This is a genomic window from Thiofilum sp. (genome assembly GCF_016711335.1).
In the GTDB taxonomy this organism is placed as follows: Bacteria; Pseudomonadota; Gammaproteobacteria; order Thiotrichales; family Thiotrichaceae; genus Thiofilum.
In genome coordinates, this window is record NZ_JADJTF010000001.1 from 1,411,120 (window position 1) to 1,428,193 (window position 17,074).

Below are 17,074 nucleotides of genomic sequence, written 5' to 3' on the forward strand. Positions count from 1 at the left end.
CTGTGGAGTAGAGGTTTTCAGCAGTCTAGCAATAGGTTACTGTGGAGTAAGTACTTAAAATGAAGTAGATCCTTAAAAAGTATACGCTTTTTAGTCGTTCTGTAGCTATTTAATTAACACTTTGACTATAAAGGTATGTGACGTACTACTCATCCAGCGTTAGAATAATCATTTTTATCACATTTTATACTGATTGGTTTTAGGAGTTTTCCATGCCCGTTTACCGTTCCCGTACCTCAACAGGTGGTCGCAACATGGCTGGCGCTCGTGCGCTATGGCGTGCCACTGGCATGAAAGATGAGGATTTTAGTAAACCTATTATTGCCATTGCCAACTCCTTTACCCAATTTGTCCCCGGTCATGTGCATTTAAAGGATTTAGGTCAATTAGTAGCGCGTGAAATCGAAGCTCATGGTGGGGTTGCAAAAGAATTTAACACCATTGCGATTGATGACGGTATCGCCATGGGACACAGCGGTATGTTGTATTCCTTGCCCTCGCGTGAAGTGATTTCGGATGCGGTCGAGTATATGGTGAATGCCCATTGCGCCGATGCCATTGTGTGCATTTCTAACTGCGACAAAATTACTCCGGGCATGCTCAATGCTGCGATGCGTCTTAATATTCCAGTCGTGTTCGTATCAGGCGGTCCGATGGAGTCCGGTAAGGCGCTCATTTCCGGTAAAACCGTAAAATTAGACCTGATCGATGCGATGGTTTCAGCGGCTAATCCTAAAGAAACCGATGAAAATGTTGCCAAAATGGAGCGTTCCGCTTGCCCTACTTGTGGCTCTTGCTCTGGGATGTTTACCGCTAATTCAATGAATTGCTTGACCGAAGCCTTAGGTTTGAGTCTCCCCGGTAATGGTTCATTACTAGCCACTCATGCGGATCGTGAGGAGCTATTCAAGCGTGCGGGTCGTATAGCGGTGGAACTATGCAAACGCTACTACGAACAGGATGATGAGTCCGTATTGCCCCGTAATATTGCGACCTTTAAAGCCTTTGAAAATGCTATGAGTTTAGATATAGCTATGGGTGGTTCGACTAATACGGTACTGCATTTATTAGCGGCTGCTCGTGAAGGTCAGGTGAATTTCACGGTAGCGGATATTGACCGCCTAAGCCGCAAAGTACCTAACCTTAGTAAAGTTGCACCCGCGACTCAGCTCTATCACATGGAAGATGTGCATCGTGCTGGTGGCATTATGGGTTTATTAGGTGAATTGGATCGGGCGGGCTTGATTCATCGTGATTGCAAAACAGTCCACAGTGCTACTTTAGGTGCAGCCTTAGATCAATGGGATATTATGCGTAACCCCAGTGATGCCGTACAAACTTTCTATAAAGCCGCCCCCGGTAATGTACCGACTCAAGTCGCCTTCTCCCAAAATAAACGTTGGGATAGCCTCGATAATGATCGTGCTAATGGCTGTATTCGCAGTAAAGAACATGCGTACTCTCAAGACGGTGGTTTGGCGGTACTGTTTGGCAATATTGCTGAGGAAGGTTGTGTGGTTAAAACCGCTGGGGTCGATGCGAGTATTTTAACCTTCTCAGGGCCAGCGCGTATTTTTGAATCACAAGACGCCGCAGTAGAGGCTATTTTGGGTGATCAAATTAAAGCGGGTGATGTGGTACTCATTCGTTATGAAGGTCCGCGTGGTGGTCCGGGTATGCAAGAAATGCTTTATCCTACTTCTTATTTAAAATCAAAGGGTTTAGGTAAAGTATGTGCGTTGATTACCGATGGTCGCTTCTCTGGTGGCACATCCGGTTTGTCTATTGGTCATGTTTCTCCTGAAGCCGCTGAAGGGGGCGCAATTGGTTTAGTGCAGGAAGGGGATATGATTGATATTGATATTCCTAACCGTACTCTCAATTTACGCATTGATGCTGTTGAACTTGCCCAACGTCGTGAGCAGATGAATGCTAAAGGCAATCAGGCATGGAAGCCTATTAATCGTGAGCGTTATGTGAGTGCAGCTTTAAAAGCGTATGCTGCCATGACGACCTCTGCTTCAAATGGTGCGGTACGTGATGTGTCGCAATTGGAGCGCTAAACGTGAATGAAATCGATGAGTTGCCGGATGAGTTTAGTCGGCAAAAGCGCAAAAACGAAGTCGAGGCGTGGCAGCAAGCAGGGGAGCGCTTAATTAAATTGAGCGAGCCTCAGCTCAAACAATTAGAGCTACCTGAAGAGATCTATGATGCCGTTATTGAAGCCAAACGTTTGACCGCGAATGGTGCTATTCGGCGTCAGCGTCAATATATTGGGCGCTTGATGCGCGAGGATGAAGACCCCGATGCGATTGTCGCTCGCTTACAAGAGTTAGAGGGAAATGCGCGTCATCAGGTGGCTAAGTTACATCTGATTGAGCGTTGGCGTGATCGTTTAATTGCCGATGAAAACGTATTGGGTGAGTTGATTGACGCTTATCCGGAGGTGGATACTCAGCGCATACGTTCGCTCATTCGCAATGCTCAAAAAGAATTATCCACTAACAAGCCGCCTAAAAGTAGTCGAGAGCTGTTCGCCGTATTACGCGAACTTATCCTTTGATTAAATGCCCTTAGACCCTAGTGTGTTAGCAATAGGGTCACTTTGAGTCTAAAACTCCCGCTGTCATCCACTTATCCTAATGAATGTTAGGTTCGTCATTTAGGTGATCGTATCTATTCCTGTACTTATCTTAGTATCAACGCATTGATCAAGTACATTAGCAAACGCTAATGTCTAAGGATCAGCAAATTTGCGCAAGCAATACATAAACCATCAGTAAGTGCCCCAACAATCAACCAATTATTTAACTAAGAATGTGGTAGCACACAGGGATTGGTGAAAGCAAACTTACTACTATTAGGAGCGAATAATATGACTTTCAATTTAAGTGGTCTCTTAGGCGGCAGTAATACTGCTAGTACGACCTCAACCACAACCAGTTTACCTAGCTCAACCTATGGCTACGGTTCTTTTAATCCCTATATGAGCGGTTCTGGCCTCTTAGGTGGATTAAGTTTTCCAATGGGCAATATTGCAACAGGCTTAGTGGGTAGCACTATGGGGTCTAGTTCTTTTGGCATGCCTCTTAGTTTTGGTGGCAGCTCTTTTGGTATGACCCCTAGCTTTGGTGGCTACTATGGGTTCCAGCCTATGCCTTCTTACTCCATGATGGGTGGTTATAGCCCTATGTATATGGGGGGCTTTTCTATGCCGACCATTGATTACACCAGTTTCCTAAATACAGCCGGTAGTGGTTCTGGATCTACTGAGTCTAGTAGTACAGCTAGTAGCGGCGGCTTGTTAGGACCTGTGTTAGGCACTGTTGTAGGTAGTGCTGCTCAGGGTCTGCATGGTTTAGCTGAGAACCTCATTGCTGCCACGGGTCTAGGCGGTATTTTTGGTCCATTAATTGATGATCCTATTATTCATCCTTTACTTTGGGATCCTATTTCCATGCTCACTGGTTATGATGTTAGTAAGCATCCTGACGGTGTACCTGATGTATCTGATCCATTAGGGGTGCGCGGCAACGCTTCTAGTGGTTCTGGCTCCTCAGGCGGTCTACTCGGCGGTCTACTCGGTGGTTTGCTTTAATTTAGCGCGTACTTAAAAAGTCTATCATCTAGGTAATTATGGGGTTTACGTTGGCGCGTAGACCCCATTTTATTTATGCCGTCAGGCAGTTAGATGATGTTTAATAGACCACCTAGTAAGCCACCGATTCCACCTGAAGAGCCAGAGTTTGAGCTACTGTATAAGCCTTCACCCCCCCAAATAGGTAGTAAGTGAGTTGGATCACCGCCAGAGCCTGAATAGTTAGTGCCATTAGCACGATCATATTCCACGGCACTACCAAATAATTGATCCAGACCTAAGAGATAGCCTACTTCTTGACCAATAGTTCCTAAAAAGGCTAAAGGAGCGGTTGAGCCTTGATCATCAGCGCCACCTAATGCATGACTATGGCTCGTGTGATCTTGAGTATTCACCAGCCAACCCATAATGTCGCCGTTTTGAGCTGCTTTTAATGCCCCATCGTGCCCAACGGCATAAGAGAATAAACCTAATGGTATGCCTAGTATTTGACCTAAAAGACCGCCGCCACCACCGCCACCACCAGATGAGCTGCTGCTGGTAGTAGTGGTAGTTGGCATAGAGTAAGTACCCATACCAGACATTCCTGCCATACCGGTCATGCTGGGCATTCCCATAGTAGGCATGTACATAGTAGAAGTCGGCATATAACCACCCAACATACCATTCATACCCATCATATTAGTACCCATGCCCATACCCATGGATGCGGGGGAGTAAAAACCTGTATAGGAGGGCATTCCTATACCAGAGACATAGCTACCTGCAAGATTATTCATGCTGCCACCTAACCCACCAAGCATAGGCATAGTAGCAGGCATCATGCCATAAGAACCAAAAGAGTACTGTGGGAAGGCAGACATAGCACTGGTGCTGCTAGTACCTGATGTGTGGCCCGCATGAGACGAAGTGCTGGAGGATGAGTTACCACCACCAAGCATATTGGTGAGAAGACTGAGTACCATATTAAAAATACCTCTTGTAATTAACTAACTATCAATCCCTGATGGTTAGGGGGTAAAGCACAGTTATAGTTAAACTTTTAGCTAAACCTATGTTATATAGGACTTATTTTAGCGCTAAGTTTCTTGTTGTTACTGGATGCTATGGTATGGAAATGAGAACGGTTATTAGAATGTTTAGCAGATAGGTGGTAGCAAATAAAAGATATATCTGCTTAATGGATAGCTTCTAAGCTATTTACTATCACTTAATGGCTGTAAAGAATTTGCTATCGTATTTAAGCCTTTATATTTGCTAAAATCTTAACGTGGTTTTTAGCTTTAGCTGCCAGTGACTTATTTCAGAGAGGTACTTGGTGTGTGGTTTTTGCGCTTATGCTTGGTGTTACTCCTATGGTTACCCCTACAGACGATGGCAGGTGAGCGCATTGCTTTAGTATTGGGTATTCAACAATATCAATTTCATACCTCTCTTCCTAAAGCCAGTATCGATGCTAAATTGATGTACGATGCATTAGTAGCAGGTGGGATTCGGGTGATTAATGCCGAGCACATGGTTAATTTAGATATTGATCATCTCAATTATTGGTTTAAGGAATTAGTGCGGGAGGCTAAAACCGCTGATGAAGTTTATATTTATTTTGCAGGGCATGGGTTGCAGCATAATAATGCCGTGTATTTACTAGCTACTAATAGTCCTAATTATGATGGTAATACACCCACCAGTAGCTTGTTATTAGATACTTGGCTAGAAAAAATAGCTGAGGCAAATCCTTCAGCGCAAAGAGTCATATGGCTCGATGCTTGTCGGGATAATCCATTAAATTATTATAATTATGTATCACCCTCCTATTTCGGTGTGAGCTTGAAAAAAACAGGTAATTTAATTGTTTATGCAACAGCTAAGGGTAGTAAAGTCAAAGATGATAATCCTTTCGCGGAGGAAATAGCTGCTTTACTGAAACAATTTCCTCAGACGGATATAGCAAACTTAGCTAATGATACGGTTGCTTTGATTAAAGCAAAAACCAAAGGAAAACAGTTAGTTGAGGTAAATAATACTCTAGGTCGGTCAGTGTGCTTAGCAGGTTGCAAAAAAGTAACCAGCAAACCGTTTAGGGTTTTACCCCAAGGATGTATTAAAGGTACTTGTATTAACACACCGTTGGTATTAAGTACCGAGGCTATTACACAGTCTGATCTAAAACAAATGCTAGCTAATAAACCAAAAACCTTTAGTTCGGATGAGCTAGGCGGGTGTTGGGATTATCAAGATAAAAATTTTGTGTTAGATACTAATCAGCGCTGGAATACTTTGGGTACAGATAAGGCTCAGTGTCTCAGTAAAAATGATAGTGAGGCTTATGCGAAATGGTATACCTTAACTCAAGCCGATGGTTATTATTATGCATTACCTAGTTTAGAAGAGTCCGCTTATATCGCAGCCTTGTATCAAGTGGAGGATGAAAAAGAGCGTTTGGAAAAGTGTGGTCGATTAGGTGATAATGCCCCCTGTTATAGTCATCCGCAATTAGGGGTTTATTTAGTCCGCAAATAAACTCTTACTCTTGGGAGCTTTATTATGCTTAAACCGTCCGATGCGGACTGCCGTGTGTTATTACAGGGATTTCTGGCTCATGATCACCAGAGCACTTTGCAATTAGCTAAATTAGTCAAAACCTTAGTCAAACAGTTTCATTATGAAAGTACACGCCTTACCGAGTCAGAGGTTGAAGAAGTCAGTCAAGAAGTACTGATTAAGCTGTATCAATCCGGTCATACTTTGCGTGGTCATTGTCCTGCATGGATTCGCGCTATTGTGTATAACGCGAGCATTGATTGCCTGCGTCAGCGTAAAAAAAATCATTTTGAGCCTTACAAATCGACTAGCCAAGCCGTCGAAACCGATAATGATGAAATGCTTTTTGAGCTAAGTGATGATCAGGCCTTAAGCCCTGAAGTATTACTGAGTATTGAGCATTGTTTAGAAGCAGTATTAGACCATATTCGACGCGGTAAGGCAGGTGAGAGCGATATGCGCTTATTACAAGGGGTAGCTCTAGAATTAGATTATGCTGAATTAGCGGCACAAGTAGGGCGTACTCGTGCAGCGGTCACTAATCGCTTATCTGAATTGCGTAAGCTGATGCAGCAATTGCGGGAGGAGTTATGTTAGAGCCACATTCTCAGGATACTGAGCGTTTATCCTTTAAGGCATGGTTAGAGCAATATTCAGAGCATACGCTATCAGCTACAGAACAACAGGCTTTACAGCAGTATTTGCAATGGATGGCTAGCTGTGAGCAGTCCCAGTCGCTATCCGATGCGAGTGTCGAGCCTCTAGTGCAACAAGTATATCAACGCTTAGGCATTAATAATGCTGCACCTTCTCCCCTAGCAGCTTCCAAACCAGAACCACCGCAAACTTGGTGGGAGCGGCTGGGCTTTGAACAGTGGGTCACTCAACCGATGTGGCTAGCGAGTAGTGCCATGATCCTCATTGCTGGTTTGGGAACCAGTTTGATTTTGCATTATCAACCCAGCTTAGAGTCTGAGCTAGCTCAGGTTGAACTCACTCGCAGTGCCAGTGTAGGTACTAAGACTATGCAATCCGAGCTTAATACAGCGCCACTACAAGTCTTAGAAGTAACCAATGTTGAGGCGATGTCGACAGCTTTAATACGTGACTTAACCGCGACTCATTTTACAGTGAGTGTACTGCAAGAGTTAGGTCAGCAAGGTACAATAATCGTTATCCGCTCACCCGATGCACCTATTACCCAAACCACTCGTCAAGTTTTAAAGCATTATCAATTAGATGCTTGGCTAAGCGAACCCAACACTACGATTCGATTGCATCTGAAAGCCTCATCCCCCTAGAATCAACGTTTTTACTGCTATGGCTTTGATGATGAGTGCAATGACTGAGTTACCCGACAACAGTGCTTTATTGCTACGTACTGTCGCTATGCCTGCTGATACTAATCCCAATGGGGATATTTTTGGTGGTTGGATTTTATCGCAAATGGATTTGGCAGGGGGCATTTTAGCTAAGGATATTGCTCATGGGCGCGTGGCGACTATTGCTGTGGATGCTATGAAGTTTATTAAGCCTGTCAAGGTGGGTGATGTCGTGTGTTGTTATGGTAACGTTAAACGCATGGGTACGACCTCGATTACCTTGCACCTTGAAGCATGGGTGATACCTCTTTGGCGTCCTGTTGAATCGCGCCAGCCGTTTCGAGTCACAGAGGCTGATTTCACTTATGTAGCGATTGATCTAGAGGGAAAGAAGCGCCCCTTGCAGCTTTCACATTGACATCCTCCTCGCCCTAAAGGACAAGGATTCCTGCTGCCAGACGCTCATGTCCGAGCGCGAGAAGGTTCTTAGCCGCATTGACATCTCTATCATGCGTTACCCCACACTCAGGGCATGACCATTCTCTGATTCGCAAGCCTGCTCTACCTTTCGGACTGTTGGAGCTAATGCAGCCACAACACGAACAAGCTTGGGTAGTGTACGATTCATTGACTTCGATAAACACCCCTGACCGCGCACTCGCTTTGTATTTCAGTTGTGTTTTGAGCATATGCCACCCTGCATCCAACACCGATTTAGCCATCTTGGTTTTGGCTAGGGCGGAACTGCTCACATTGCCAATGATAATTAAGCCGTTGTCGTTAACGACCTAGGTAGTAAATTTGTGGATCGTATCTAAGCGACGATTCTTAATGGTGGCATGAATCGCCTTAACCCGCTTCTTTTGCTTAGCACGTTGGGCTATGCCTAACTTAGACTCTAACGCACGATAGAACTGTTTAGATTCCAGTTTTAAGCCATTGCTACAGGTAGCGGTATCTTTCAGACCTAGGTCAATACCCACTTGCCCTTTAGCGGTGGTATCCATGCAGAGGATTGGGATTTCTACCACGATATTGAAATACCAACGACCTCGCGCATCTTGAGAAAAACTACCGGAGCGAAACTCGTATTGAGACAATCCATAGCTGTCCCACACCTTGAAGTAGCGCCCTGCAAAATAGACTTGCCCCCCTTTCCATTTTGTTGCGCCCGCTTTAAAGGGTATCCAGCCTAATGAACGTTTAGAACCACTAGAGATTCTCCAACGCAATTTATCCGTTTTGAATTGACGACGGGCTTTATGGTGAGCTGCGATAACTTCTTGCGTGGTGGTCGAGTGAATCATGAACCCACGTTCCGCTTTAATGCCTTTCAACTGCTTTTGCAGGTCAAAGGCAGAAAAGGTGTTGCGTATCCAGCCCACTTCAGGAATTGGGACGTAGGAATAAAGGGCGGTGATTTCATTCGCTGCATTCCAGACTTGGTTCACCTCAAATGCCATACAGTCCAGAATAGGCGCATGCTTATCCTTGATGCGTACTTTGAGAGTTTTGAGGTGAGTGATGGGCTTCATATGATTGATTATACTATCAAAACAACACAGTGTCTTGCTCATGACTCTGCCTTTCATCGGCTGTCGCCGATAGCCTTATATCCCCCACCTGAAGGAAGGGGCTTTACGGCTGTTCCGGTAATCCTTGTATGGGGGCTTGCAGTCGGATAAAGGGACGGCTACATTAAATTTTTTTGCTACATAAGGTCGTCCAAAGTGAGTAGCCCATCTATCTTCTCCATGCTCAAGCATATCAGCCTGGTGAGTCTATCCGTAGGCTGTTTAACGGCTTGTGGCTCTGTCCCTAGTACGCCTTCTACTACAGGTGCTAATTTAATGGGTGAGGCAGCTTTATTAGCCTTAACTAAAGCACCTTGGAAATTAGTCACGGTACAAGAAGGCAGTGCCTTACCCTCCGCACGGCTTAAAGCAGGCATTCCCGCTAATCATATGCGTATGACCATAGCCAAAGATCGGGTCAGTGTTACAGGAGGCTGCAATAATATTGGCGGTAAGGTAGTACTAGGACAGGAGGGAAGCTTTAAAGTCTATGACTTAATGAGTACCGAAATGGCATGTGAAGCGGAGCGTATGCAAGCAGATACTGAAATGACTGAATACCTCACTGCTATGGCTTTTTATGAAGTGACCCAAAAGCGCCTCAAACTTATGGGAGATCAGAAAACGCTATCCTTTGTCACCGCCGCCTTAAGTAAATAAGCAACACTTGGATTTAGCACAAGATCACGCTTACAATCTTGCCTTTTAGTTGGCAAGAACCGCTTACCATGAATATTCGTCAGTTACTGGATGAACAACTTACTCAAGGTCTACATCAATTAGGTGCACCCACTACCGTTAGCGCATTAGTGAAAACTTCCACTCGCCCTGAGTTTGGTGATTTTCAAGCCAATGGGGTAATGGCAGCGGCCAAACAATTAAAAATGAATCCGCGAGAGTTAGCCAGTCGCTTAATCGAAACCGTAGATTTGAGTCACTATGCTGATAAGGTGGAAGTGGCAGGCCCCGGTTTTATTAATATTCATCTTAAAAATGATTATTTAGTTAGCCAAGCCCAGCAGTTATTGACCGCATCCAGTGTGACTGACAGTTTACCTAAGCAAAAAATTGTCGTTGATTATTCTAGCCCTAATTTGGCTAAGGAAATGCATGTCGGTCATTTACGCTCGACCATTATTGGTGATGCGCTTGCACGGGTTTTAGAGCATTTAGGGCACGAAGTGATACGCCAAAACCATGTCGGTGATTGGGGTACACAGTTCGGGATGCTGATTGCACACCTCAAAGAGTTGCAAAATGCTGGGGCAGAATTATCGATGGAGCTGGCTGATTTAGAGGGGTTTTATCGTGCCGCCAAAGTGCGTTTTGATACTGAGCCAGCGTTTAATGAGTTAGCGCGTAACTATGTAGTGCGTTTGCAATCAGGGGATGAAGAGTGCTTAGCCCTGTGGCGACAATTTATTGAGCTGTCCTTGCATCATAGTGAGGTGCTGTATGAGCGCTTAGGCGTAGGGCTAAAACGTGAGCATGTCATGGCTGAAAGTGCTTATAATCCTGAACTGCCTAAAGTCATTGAGCATTTAGCCCAACAAGGCTTATTAGTACAAAGTGCAGGTGCTCAAACGGTCTTTCTGGACGGATTCAAAAACAAAGAAGGTGAGCCACTACCGATTATTGTGCAAAAAGCTGATGGAGGCTATTTATACGCCACTACCGATTTAGCCGCTATTGAATACCGCTCCAAAGTATTACAAGCGGATCGTGTGTTATATCTAGTCGATGCACGCCAATCCTTACATTTCCAACAAATCTTTGCGTTAGCAAGGCTAGCAGGGTTTGTGCGGTCTGAAACCTCCTTAGAGCATATGCCGTTTGGGACTATGTTAGGGAGTGATGGCAAACCGTTTAAAACCCGTTCAGGGGATACGGTAAAGCTAGCCGATTTGCTTGATGAAGCACAAGAACGTGCTCTAGTTATCGTGCAAGAGAAAAGTACTGATTTAAGCTTAGACGAGCAGCAACAAGTCGCTCGTGCGGTCGGTATTGGTGCAGTTAAGTATGCTGATTTAGCTAAGAATCGCTTATCGGATTATGTGTTTGATTGGAACACTATGTTGAGTTTGCAGGGTAATACTGCACCCTACTTGCAATACTCCTATGCACGCAGTCGGAGTATTTTACGTAAGGCGGATGCTATTGATCCCCATGCTACCTTGCTGATTACCGAGCCAGCCGAGCGTGCCTTAGCGGTGCGTATTTTGCAGTTTAGCGATGTATTAGACAGTGTAGCGCGTGAAGGTTTGCCTAATTATCTGTGTCAATACTTATATGAGTTCGCAGGTAATATTATGAGTTTCTATGAAGCTTGCCCGATTTTAAAAGAGGGTGTCGATCCCGCTGTGCGCCAAAGCCGCTTGCTCTGGACACAATTAGGATCGGACACAATTCGTGTGGGCTTAAGCCTATTAGGTATTCAAGTATTAGAGCGTATGTAACTCTAAGTACTCGAATAAAAGTCATCGTGTATTTCCTCCGCAGATGCTGTAAATACGTTCCTGTACGCTTCAAGGCGGCATCCTTGCCGCCAAGACTGCTCCAGAAACACACGATGACTTTTAGCTAGGAACTTATCCTTTAAGAGCGTTTGGATGGGGTGAGAGCGAGTAACTCCAATTCGTCCTCATCATCGTCCATCGGCTCTAGGGTAATATTTTCAAAGAGAGGATGGTTGAGAGGATTCAGTATTCCATCCTCGATCATGGGTTTATGCTTTTTCGCTTCTGCTTCTTTGGGCTGTTCAGTAGGAATAATAATTTCTTGCTTAGCATTGGCACCGCTATTCGCTAGATTGATTTTGACTTTTAGGTTATTAGGTGAGTCGGCATTGCGTATCGCTTCTTCGAGTGTAATGGTTCCTGCGCTATAGAGTTTAAACAAATGCGAGTCAAAAGTTTGCATCCCTAGCTCTTCGGACTTCTCCATTTGCTCCTTAATGGAATGAATGTCACCTTTTAAAATTAAATCTTTAACAATAGGCGTACCTAATAAAATTTCTACTGCTGCTACCCGTTTGCCATTGGCGGCGGGAATAAGACGCTGAGAAACAAAGGCTTTAATATTGAGCGATAAATCCATCAATAGCTGCTGGCGGCGCTCTTCAGGGAAGAAGTTAATAATGCGATCTAGGGCTTGATTGGAATTATTGGCGTGTAAGGTCGAAACGCATAAATGCCCCGTTTCGGCAAAGGCGAGCGCGTGCTCCATAGTTTCACGACTCCGAATCTCACCAATCAAAATCACATCGGGTGCTTGGCGTAGCGTATTTTTCAGTGCATCTTCATAGCTATCGGTATCCACACCGACCTCACGTTGGTTGACAATGCAACGTTTATGACTATGTACAAACTCAATCGGGTCTTCAATGGTAATAATGTGTCCGCTAGTGGTTTGATTGCGATGATCAATGAGAGCCGCTAGCGAGGTTGATTTACCTGAACCCGTGCCCCCCACAAATAAAATCAAACCGCGTTTTTCGCCAATAATCTCTTTTAAAATAGGTGGTAGCCCTAAAGTACCCATAGAAGGAATATCGGAGCGAATATAGCGAATTACCATAGCAATATGATGGCGTTGCTTAAAGATATTCACCCGAAAACGCCCCACGCCTTCTTCATGTAGGGCTAGATTCATCTCAGGCTTATGCTCAAATTGGCTACGTTGCTCCTCATTCATAACGTCATAAGCCATATTTTTGAGGTCTTCAGGGGTGAGCGTGTTCTTAGCAATTAATTTCAATGCGCCTTGAAATTTAGCTGCGGGCGGTGCGCCTACCGTTAAATATAAATCTGACCCCTCATGGGTGGCTAAAATACGTAAGTAGTCTGAGATGAGCATTGTTCTAATCCTAACTTTTTATTATGGTGGCGCATTCTTGATAGGTTGAGTGTGGTTATGCGTTTAGATCAATTTGTTAGTCAAGCGACTGGCTTATCACGTTCTCAGGCCCAACGACTGATTAAGGCGGGGGCTATAACTTTGCACGATCAAGTATTAAAAAATCCTAGCCAGCACATCGAGCCACATTTGCCTATTCAATATGAACACACGCTGCTTACTTTACCGCAACCACTTTATTTAATGCTGAACAAACCGCAAGGAGTAGTCAGTGCTACTTCAGATGCGCATCAACCTACGGTATTAGATTTGATCCAACATCCTCATAAACATAGTCTGCATGTGGTCGGACGCTTGGATAAAGATACGACGGGGTTGTTGTTATTAACCAGTGACGGCGATTGGTCACACCGTATCGCTGCACCACGCAAGCAAATAGGTAAAACCTATCTGGTCACCCTCGCGGACGCACTAACGCATTCAGCCCTAAAACAATTAGAGCAAGGCATACACTTAGAAGGTGAAAAGCGTCCCACCAGCCCAGCTCAGGTCGCATTAGTGTCAGATTTGCAATTACGCCTCACGATTTACGAAGGCATGTATCATCAAGTGAAACGTATGATAGCCGCTGTAGGTAGCAAAGTGGTGGCTTTACATCGCGAGCAGATTGGTGAGTTGAGTTTGGATAAGGATTTAGCGCTGGGAGAGTGGCGTGAACTTAGTTATGAGGAGCGTGCCTTATTTTAGCGGCACGCTCCGTTTTTATTGTTAGATTGTGATTGGTTTTTAATCTTTTAGTCTGCTCTAGCTACTAGGGTTTCCAATGGATTAGCGGAGCTTTGTGCAATAGCAGCTTCTTGGTCTGCGCTAGTGGTCTGCTGGCGGATAGTCGGATTGACTAGCTCAGTAGTTGCGGCCGTACTTGCACGCGCTTCACCATCTACCAAAGGTGCGGCTGCATCAGCCACCGGACGACTAACAGGTACGGGTGGCGCTGCGACACTATTCGCATCAGCTAGTACCGCTGCTGGAGTGGGTAAAGCGGTATCAGTGGTATTGCTAGGGGTCGCAGAAGCGGTTGATACAGGTAATGCTTCAGACGGGGTATCTGATGCAGCCAGTGCTACAGGCGCTGAAGCAGTACTGGATGTAGTGGTGCTGGTAGCCGTGTCCGCACTATTAATTTGACTCACTTGATTTTCAGCTACGCGGTCACGTAGTTGGGGCAGAATTTGCAGTAATAAATCGGCGAGGCGTTGGATAAATTCACTCGATATAGGAGTGGCACTGGTAGTGCGAGCCGTTGCAGTGGTAACGGGGGCTACACTCGTTGTTGAAGCAATTTGAGACATAGGGTTACTCCTTGTTTATTTAGTCGATGATTAGATCGCTGCTAGAACGCTGAGTAATAAAATTGCCTGATAGGAGTATGATGAGTTGTATTGTAATTGATTAGTAGGCGGGTACTTTTGCATTCACAACGAGCTATTCAATCTAATTCTGCTTAGTAGACTAGATTACTTGGCGTCAATGTGTAGGAGGGTAAAGGATAAACGCTCTAAACAATCGATGAATGGTCGTAGTTGAGTTAAGTACCACGCTGCATAATAGCAACTTATGCAGCGCGGTTTATTAGTTATAGGCTATTAGCTTAAAAAAGCATGATAAGCGGGGTTATCGGTTTCATCCCAATAGTCATACCCTAAATTAGCTAAAAAGGTTTGAAACTCCATTTGATCTTGTTCGGGTACTTGAATCCCTACTAATACCCGCCCAAAGTCTGAGCCGTGATTACGATAATGGAATAAACTAATATTCCAGCCCGCACTCATACCGGTAAGAAAATGCAGCAAAGCTCCGGGACGTTCGGGAAACATAAAGCGATACAAGCGCTCATCTTTTAAGCCTTGAGCATGCCCACCTACCATATAGCGTAAATGAACTTTAGCGACTTCGTTATCGGTTAGATCAATGACTTGACCAAATTGATGTTGGAGTTTGGCGATTAAGGCTTGGCGTTCAGTCTTACCACCCGCAATTTTAATACCAGCAAATACTTGAGCTTGGCGAGCATCTGCATAACGGTAGTTAAACTCTGTAATGGAGCGATTCGCGATAGCCTCGCAAAACTGCTTAAAGCTGCCCGGACGCTCTGGAATAGTCACAGCCATTAGAATTTCGCGCCCTTCACCTAATTCAGCGCGTTCTGCAACATGGCGTAACCGATCAAAGCTAATATTTGCACCACTACAAACCGCTACTAGGTGTTGATCCTGACATTGCTGAGCTGCAACATATTTTTTAATAGCTGCGACACTGAGTGCACCCGCTGGTTCTAAAACAGTACGAGTTGCCTCAAACACATCTTTAATCGCGGCACAGGTTTCATCCGTATTGACTAAGATCACTTCATCGACAACTTCTCTAGCAATGGCAAAGGTTTGTTCGCCAATGAGTTTTACCGCCGCGCCATCAGCAAAGGTTCCAATCTGATCGAGTTGGACGCGCTTTTGTGCATGGATAGCGGTGTAGAGGGTGGGTGCTTCTTCGTGTTCTACCGCGATAATTTTGGTATTGGGGCAAAGATATTTAATATAGCTTCCCATCCCTGCCACTAGGCCACCACCACCTACGGTAATAAATACTGCATCAATAGGATCAGGATGTTGGCGCAATAGTTCTACTGCCACTGTGCCTTGTCCGGCAATCACATCTAAATCATCAAAGGGATGGACAAAAGTCATACCTTCGGTGCGCTCTAATTCACGCGCATACAGATAGGCTTCATCAAAATTATTGCCATGTAATACCGCATTGCCGCCTAAGGCTTTAACATTATTTACTTTAATATCAGGGGTAATCTTAGGCATGACAATCGTGGTTTTAATGCCTAGTTTAGCACCTGATAAAGCCACACCTTGTGCATGATTTCCGGCTGAGGCGGTGACCACACCGCGAGCGCGTTCTTCGGCACTTAGTTGGTAAATTTTGTTAAATGCACCGCGTAATTTAAACGAAAAAACAGGCTGCGAGTCTTCACGTTTGAGAAAGACCTGATTGTTTAACCGTTGGCTGAGATTACGGGCATAATCTAAAGATGTCTCGATGGCTACATCATAGACACGCGCTTTCAGGATGCGCTCTAGCAATGATTTATTCATGACCCAAATAGCTAATTTATAGTAGCTCGGTAGTATAGGGCAAACTAGGCTGAACTGATATGATCGAAAGCCTTGTTTATTGCACTGACTTTAGGAGAGAACTAGACGATGACCCTAGATGACATGAAAAAAGCAGCAGCGGAAGCAGCACTGGATTATATTGATTTTGAAATGATTGTAGGGGTAGGAACGGGTTCTACAGCTAATCATTTTATTGATGCCTTAGCACGCGTAAAAGGCAAAATGGATGGAGCGGTTGCTAGCTCTATTGCGACGGCTGAGCGCCTGAAAAAACATAATATTCCCGTTTTAGAGCTGAATGATGTGGGGCAATTAGCGGTCTATGTGGATGGTGCGGATGAAGCCACTAAGCATTTACATTTAATCAAGGGTGGTGGTGGGGCTTTAACCCGTGAAAAGATCGTTGCAGGAGCCAGTGAAAAGTTTATTTGTATTGCTGATTATACCAAACTTGTACCTATGCTAGGTAAGTTTCCCTTGCCAGTAGAAGTCATTCCTATGGCGCGTTCTTTGGTAGGTCGAGAGTTAGTTAAATTAGGGGGGCAGCCTGCATTGCGTACTGGTTTTACCACGGATAATGGTAATTTAATTCTCGATGTCAGCGGTTTAGAAATTTTAAATCCAGTGGAATTGGAAACCTTAATCAATCAAATTCCGGGTGTGGTTACCGTTGGAATCTTTGCTCATCGTCCAGCAGATATATTAATTTTAGGTAGTGAAACAGGCCTGCAAACCTATAAGGTCTAATTATTAGACCTCTATAGTATGGTTTAAAAGTAGGATTTAACCCATCCTAAGCAGTTACCAAAACCTGATTCCCTTTAGCTTACTGATAAGCAACTCCTATTAGGCGCTGAATATTCTCTGAATACTTTTATTAAGCTTCAGAGAGTATTCAGCTTAGAGCCAGTTTATAAAAGCATACCGTTGTAGTCATGATGACAAACCAATCACCCTACTGTTGTTATTTACTTTACTAATGGCTACAATGATTCTCATCTA

General features: G+C 44.5%; 15 protein-coding genes and 1 pseudogene. 11 read left to right on the plus strand and 5 right to left on the minus strand.

All coding sequences use genetic code 11. The annotated features are described in order from the left end of the window. Positions 1 to 212 precede the first annotated feature (212 nt). The 3 genes from ilvD (at position 213) to IPL34_RS06650 (ending at position 3,598) form a co-directional block, all read left to right on the plus strand. Positions 213 to 2,063, plus strand: a complete 1,851-nt coding sequence (ilvD, locus tag IPL34_RS06640; protein ID WP_296839514.1) for a dihydroxy-acid dehydratase — start codon at positions 213 to 215, stop codon at positions 2,061 to 2,063. Between the two features lie 2 nt (positions 2,064 to 2,065). Further along, entirely contained in the window at positions 2,066 to 2,563 is a 498-nt protein-coding gene (yjgA, locus tag IPL34_RS06645; RefSeq protein WP_296839517.1) for a ribosome biogenesis factor YjgA, read from the plus strand. Between the two features lie 312 nt (positions 2,564 to 2,875). After that, positions 2,876 to 3,598: a hypothetical protein gene (locus IPL34_RS06650; RefSeq protein ID WP_296839522.1), complete on the plus strand. Its 723-nt coding sequence runs from the start codon at positions 2,876 to 2,878 to the stop codon at positions 3,596 to 3,598. A gap of 89 nt (positions 3,599 to 3,687) precedes the next feature. On the opposite strand, the gene IPL34_RS06655 is transcribed toward IPL34_RS06650, so the two are convergent. Continuing rightward, entirely contained in the window at positions 3,688 to 4,563 is an 876-nt protein-coding gene (locus IPL34_RS06655) for a hypothetical protein (RefSeq protein ID WP_296839533.1), read from the minus strand. Between the two features lie 355 nt (positions 4,564 to 4,918). On the opposite strand from IPL34_RS06655, the gene IPL34_RS06660 reads away from it, so the two are divergent. From IPL34_RS06660 to yciA, 4 genes are read left to right on the plus strand one after another with little or no spacing between them, the layout of a single operon-like run. Next, the gene (locus IPL34_RS06660; RefSeq protein WP_296839536.1) at positions 4,919 to 6,118 is read left to right on the plus strand and encodes a caspase family protein; all 1,200 of its coding nucleotides are present in this window, start codon (positions 4,919 to 4,921) and stop codon (positions 6,116 to 6,118) included. A gap of 24 nt (positions 6,119 to 6,142) precedes the next feature. Continuing rightward, positions 6,143 to 6,736, plus strand: coding sequence for an RNA polymerase sigma factor (locus IPL34_RS06665; RefSeq protein ID WP_296839539.1), 594 nt, complete (start codon positions 6,143 to 6,145; stop codon positions 6,734 to 6,736). Further along, on the plus strand, positions 6,730 to 7,440 hold the full coding sequence (locus IPL34_RS06670; protein ID WP_296839542.1) for a hypothetical protein: 711 nt from the start codon (positions 6,730 to 6,732) through the stop codon (positions 7,438 to 7,440). Before IPL34_RS06665 ends, IPL34_RS06670 begins: the two co-directional genes overlap by 7 nt. 40 nt (positions 7,441 to 7,480) lie before the next feature. Continuing rightward, positions 7,481 to 7,879, plus strand: a complete 399-nt coding sequence (gene yciA / locus IPL34_RS06675) for an acyl-CoA thioester hydrolase YciA (RefSeq protein WP_366931023.1) — start codon at positions 7,481 to 7,483, stop codon at positions 7,877 to 7,879. A gap of 13 nt (positions 7,880 to 7,892) precedes the next feature. Here the strand turns inward: yciA and IPL34_RS06680 are convergent. Continuing rightward, a pseudogene (locus IPL34_RS06680) lies at positions 7,893 to 8,996 on the minus strand (transposase). A 195-nt stretch (positions 8,997 to 9,191) separates the two neighbouring features. On the opposite strand from IPL34_RS06680, the gene IPL34_RS06685 reads away from it, so the two are divergent. Both IPL34_RS06685 and argS read left to right on the plus strand, forming a co-directional pair. Next, positions 9,192 to 9,695 carry an META domain-containing protein gene (locus IPL34_RS06685; RefSeq protein WP_296839545.1) on the plus strand — a complete coding sequence of 168 codons (504 nt, stop codon included), beginning with the start codon at positions 9,192 to 9,194 and terminating at the stop codon, positions 9,693 to 9,695. Positions 9,696 to 9,763: 68 nt separating this feature from the next. Continuing rightward, positions 9,764 to 11,491, plus strand: coding sequence for an arginine--tRNA ligase (gene argS / locus IPL34_RS06690; RefSeq protein ID WP_296839548.1), 1,728 nt, complete (start codon positions 9,764 to 9,766; stop codon positions 11,489 to 11,491). Positions 11,492 to 11,630: 139 nt separating this feature from the next. Here the strand turns inward: argS and IPL34_RS06695 are convergent, their stop codons facing one another. Beyond that, positions 11,631 to 12,890, minus strand: coding sequence for a PilT/PilU family type 4a pilus ATPase (locus IPL34_RS06695; RefSeq protein ID WP_296839554.1), 1,260 nt, complete (start codon positions 12,888 to 12,890; stop codon positions 11,631 to 11,633). 57 nt (positions 12,891 to 12,947) lie between these two features. Between IPL34_RS06695 and IPL34_RS06700 the strand changes: the two genes are divergently transcribed. Continuing rightward, positions 12,948 to 13,637, plus strand: coding sequence for a pseudouridine synthase (locus IPL34_RS06700; RefSeq protein ID WP_296839557.1), 690 nt, complete (start codon positions 12,948 to 12,950; stop codon positions 13,635 to 13,637). A 47-nt stretch (positions 13,638 to 13,684) separates the two neighbouring features. On the opposite strand, the gene IPL34_RS06705 is transcribed toward IPL34_RS06700, so the two are convergent. Together IPL34_RS06705 and ilvA are read right to left on the minus strand one after the other, a co-directional pair. Beyond that, positions 13,685 to 14,242 (minus strand): hypothetical protein, encoded by a 558-nt coding sequence (locus IPL34_RS06705; protein ID WP_296839561.1) that lies wholly within the window; start codon positions 14,240 to 14,242, stop codon positions 13,685 to 13,687. A gap of 294 nt (positions 14,243 to 14,536) precedes the next feature. Continuing rightward, positions 14,537 to 16,051, minus strand: a complete 1,515-nt coding sequence (gene ilvA, locus IPL34_RS06710) for a threonine ammonia-lyase, biosynthetic (protein ID WP_296839564.1) — start codon at positions 16,049 to 16,051, stop codon at positions 14,537 to 14,539. Positions 16,052 to 16,159: 108 nt separating this feature from the next. On the opposite strand from ilvA, the gene rpiA reads away from it, so the two are divergent. Next, positions 16,160 to 16,819 (plus strand): ribose-5-phosphate isomerase RpiA, encoded by a 660-nt coding sequence (gene rpiA / locus IPL34_RS06715; RefSeq protein ID WP_296839567.1) that lies wholly within the window; start codon positions 16,160 to 16,162, stop codon positions 16,817 to 16,819. Positions 16,820 to 17,074: the final 255 nt, after the last annotated feature.

Coding starts and splice junctions, on each gene's coding strand:
- IPL34_RS06695 (WP_296839554.1), bottom strand. CDS start 12,890: ATGCTCATCTCAGACTACTTACGTATTTTAGCCACCCATGAGGGGTCA.
- IPL34_RS06655 (WP_296839533.1), bottom strand. CDS start 4,563: ATGGTACTCAGTCTTCTCACCAATATGCTTGGTGGTGGTAACTCATCC.
- IPL34_RS06700 (WP_296839557.1), top strand. CDS start 12,948: ATGCGTTTAGATCAATTTGTTAGTCAAGCGACTGGCTTATCACGTTCT.
- IPL34_RS06665 (WP_296839539.1), top strand. CDS start 6,143: ATGCTTAAACCGTCCGATGCGGACTGCCGTGTGTTATTACAGGGATTT.
- yciA (WP_366931023.1), top strand. CDS start 7,481: ATGACTGAGTTACCCGACAACAGTGCTTTATTGCTACGTACTGTCGCT.
- rpiA (WP_296839567.1), top strand. CDS start 16,160: ATGACCCTAGATGACATGAAAAAAGCAGCAGCGGAAGCAGCACTGGAT.
- ilvA (WP_296839564.1), bottom strand. CDS start 16,051: ATGAATAAATCATTGCTAGAGCGCATCCTGAAAGCGCGTGTCTATGAT.
- IPL34_RS06650 (WP_296839522.1), top strand. CDS start 2,876: ATGACTTTCAATTTAAGTGGTCTCTTAGGCGGCAGTAATACTGCTAGT.
- IPL34_RS06705 (WP_296839561.1), bottom strand. CDS start 14,242: ATGTCTCAAATTGCTTCAACAACGAGTGTAGCCCCCGTTACCACTGCA.
- IPL34_RS06670 (WP_296839542.1), top strand. CDS start 6,730: ATGTTAGAGCCACATTCTCAGGATACTGAGCGTTTATCCTTTAAGGCA.
- ilvD (WP_296839514.1), top strand. CDS start 213: ATGCCCGTTTACCGTTCCCGTACCTCAACAGGTGGTCGCAACATGGCT.
- argS (WP_296839548.1), top strand. CDS start 9,764: ATGAATATTCGTCAGTTACTGGATGAACAACTTACTCAAGGTCTACAT.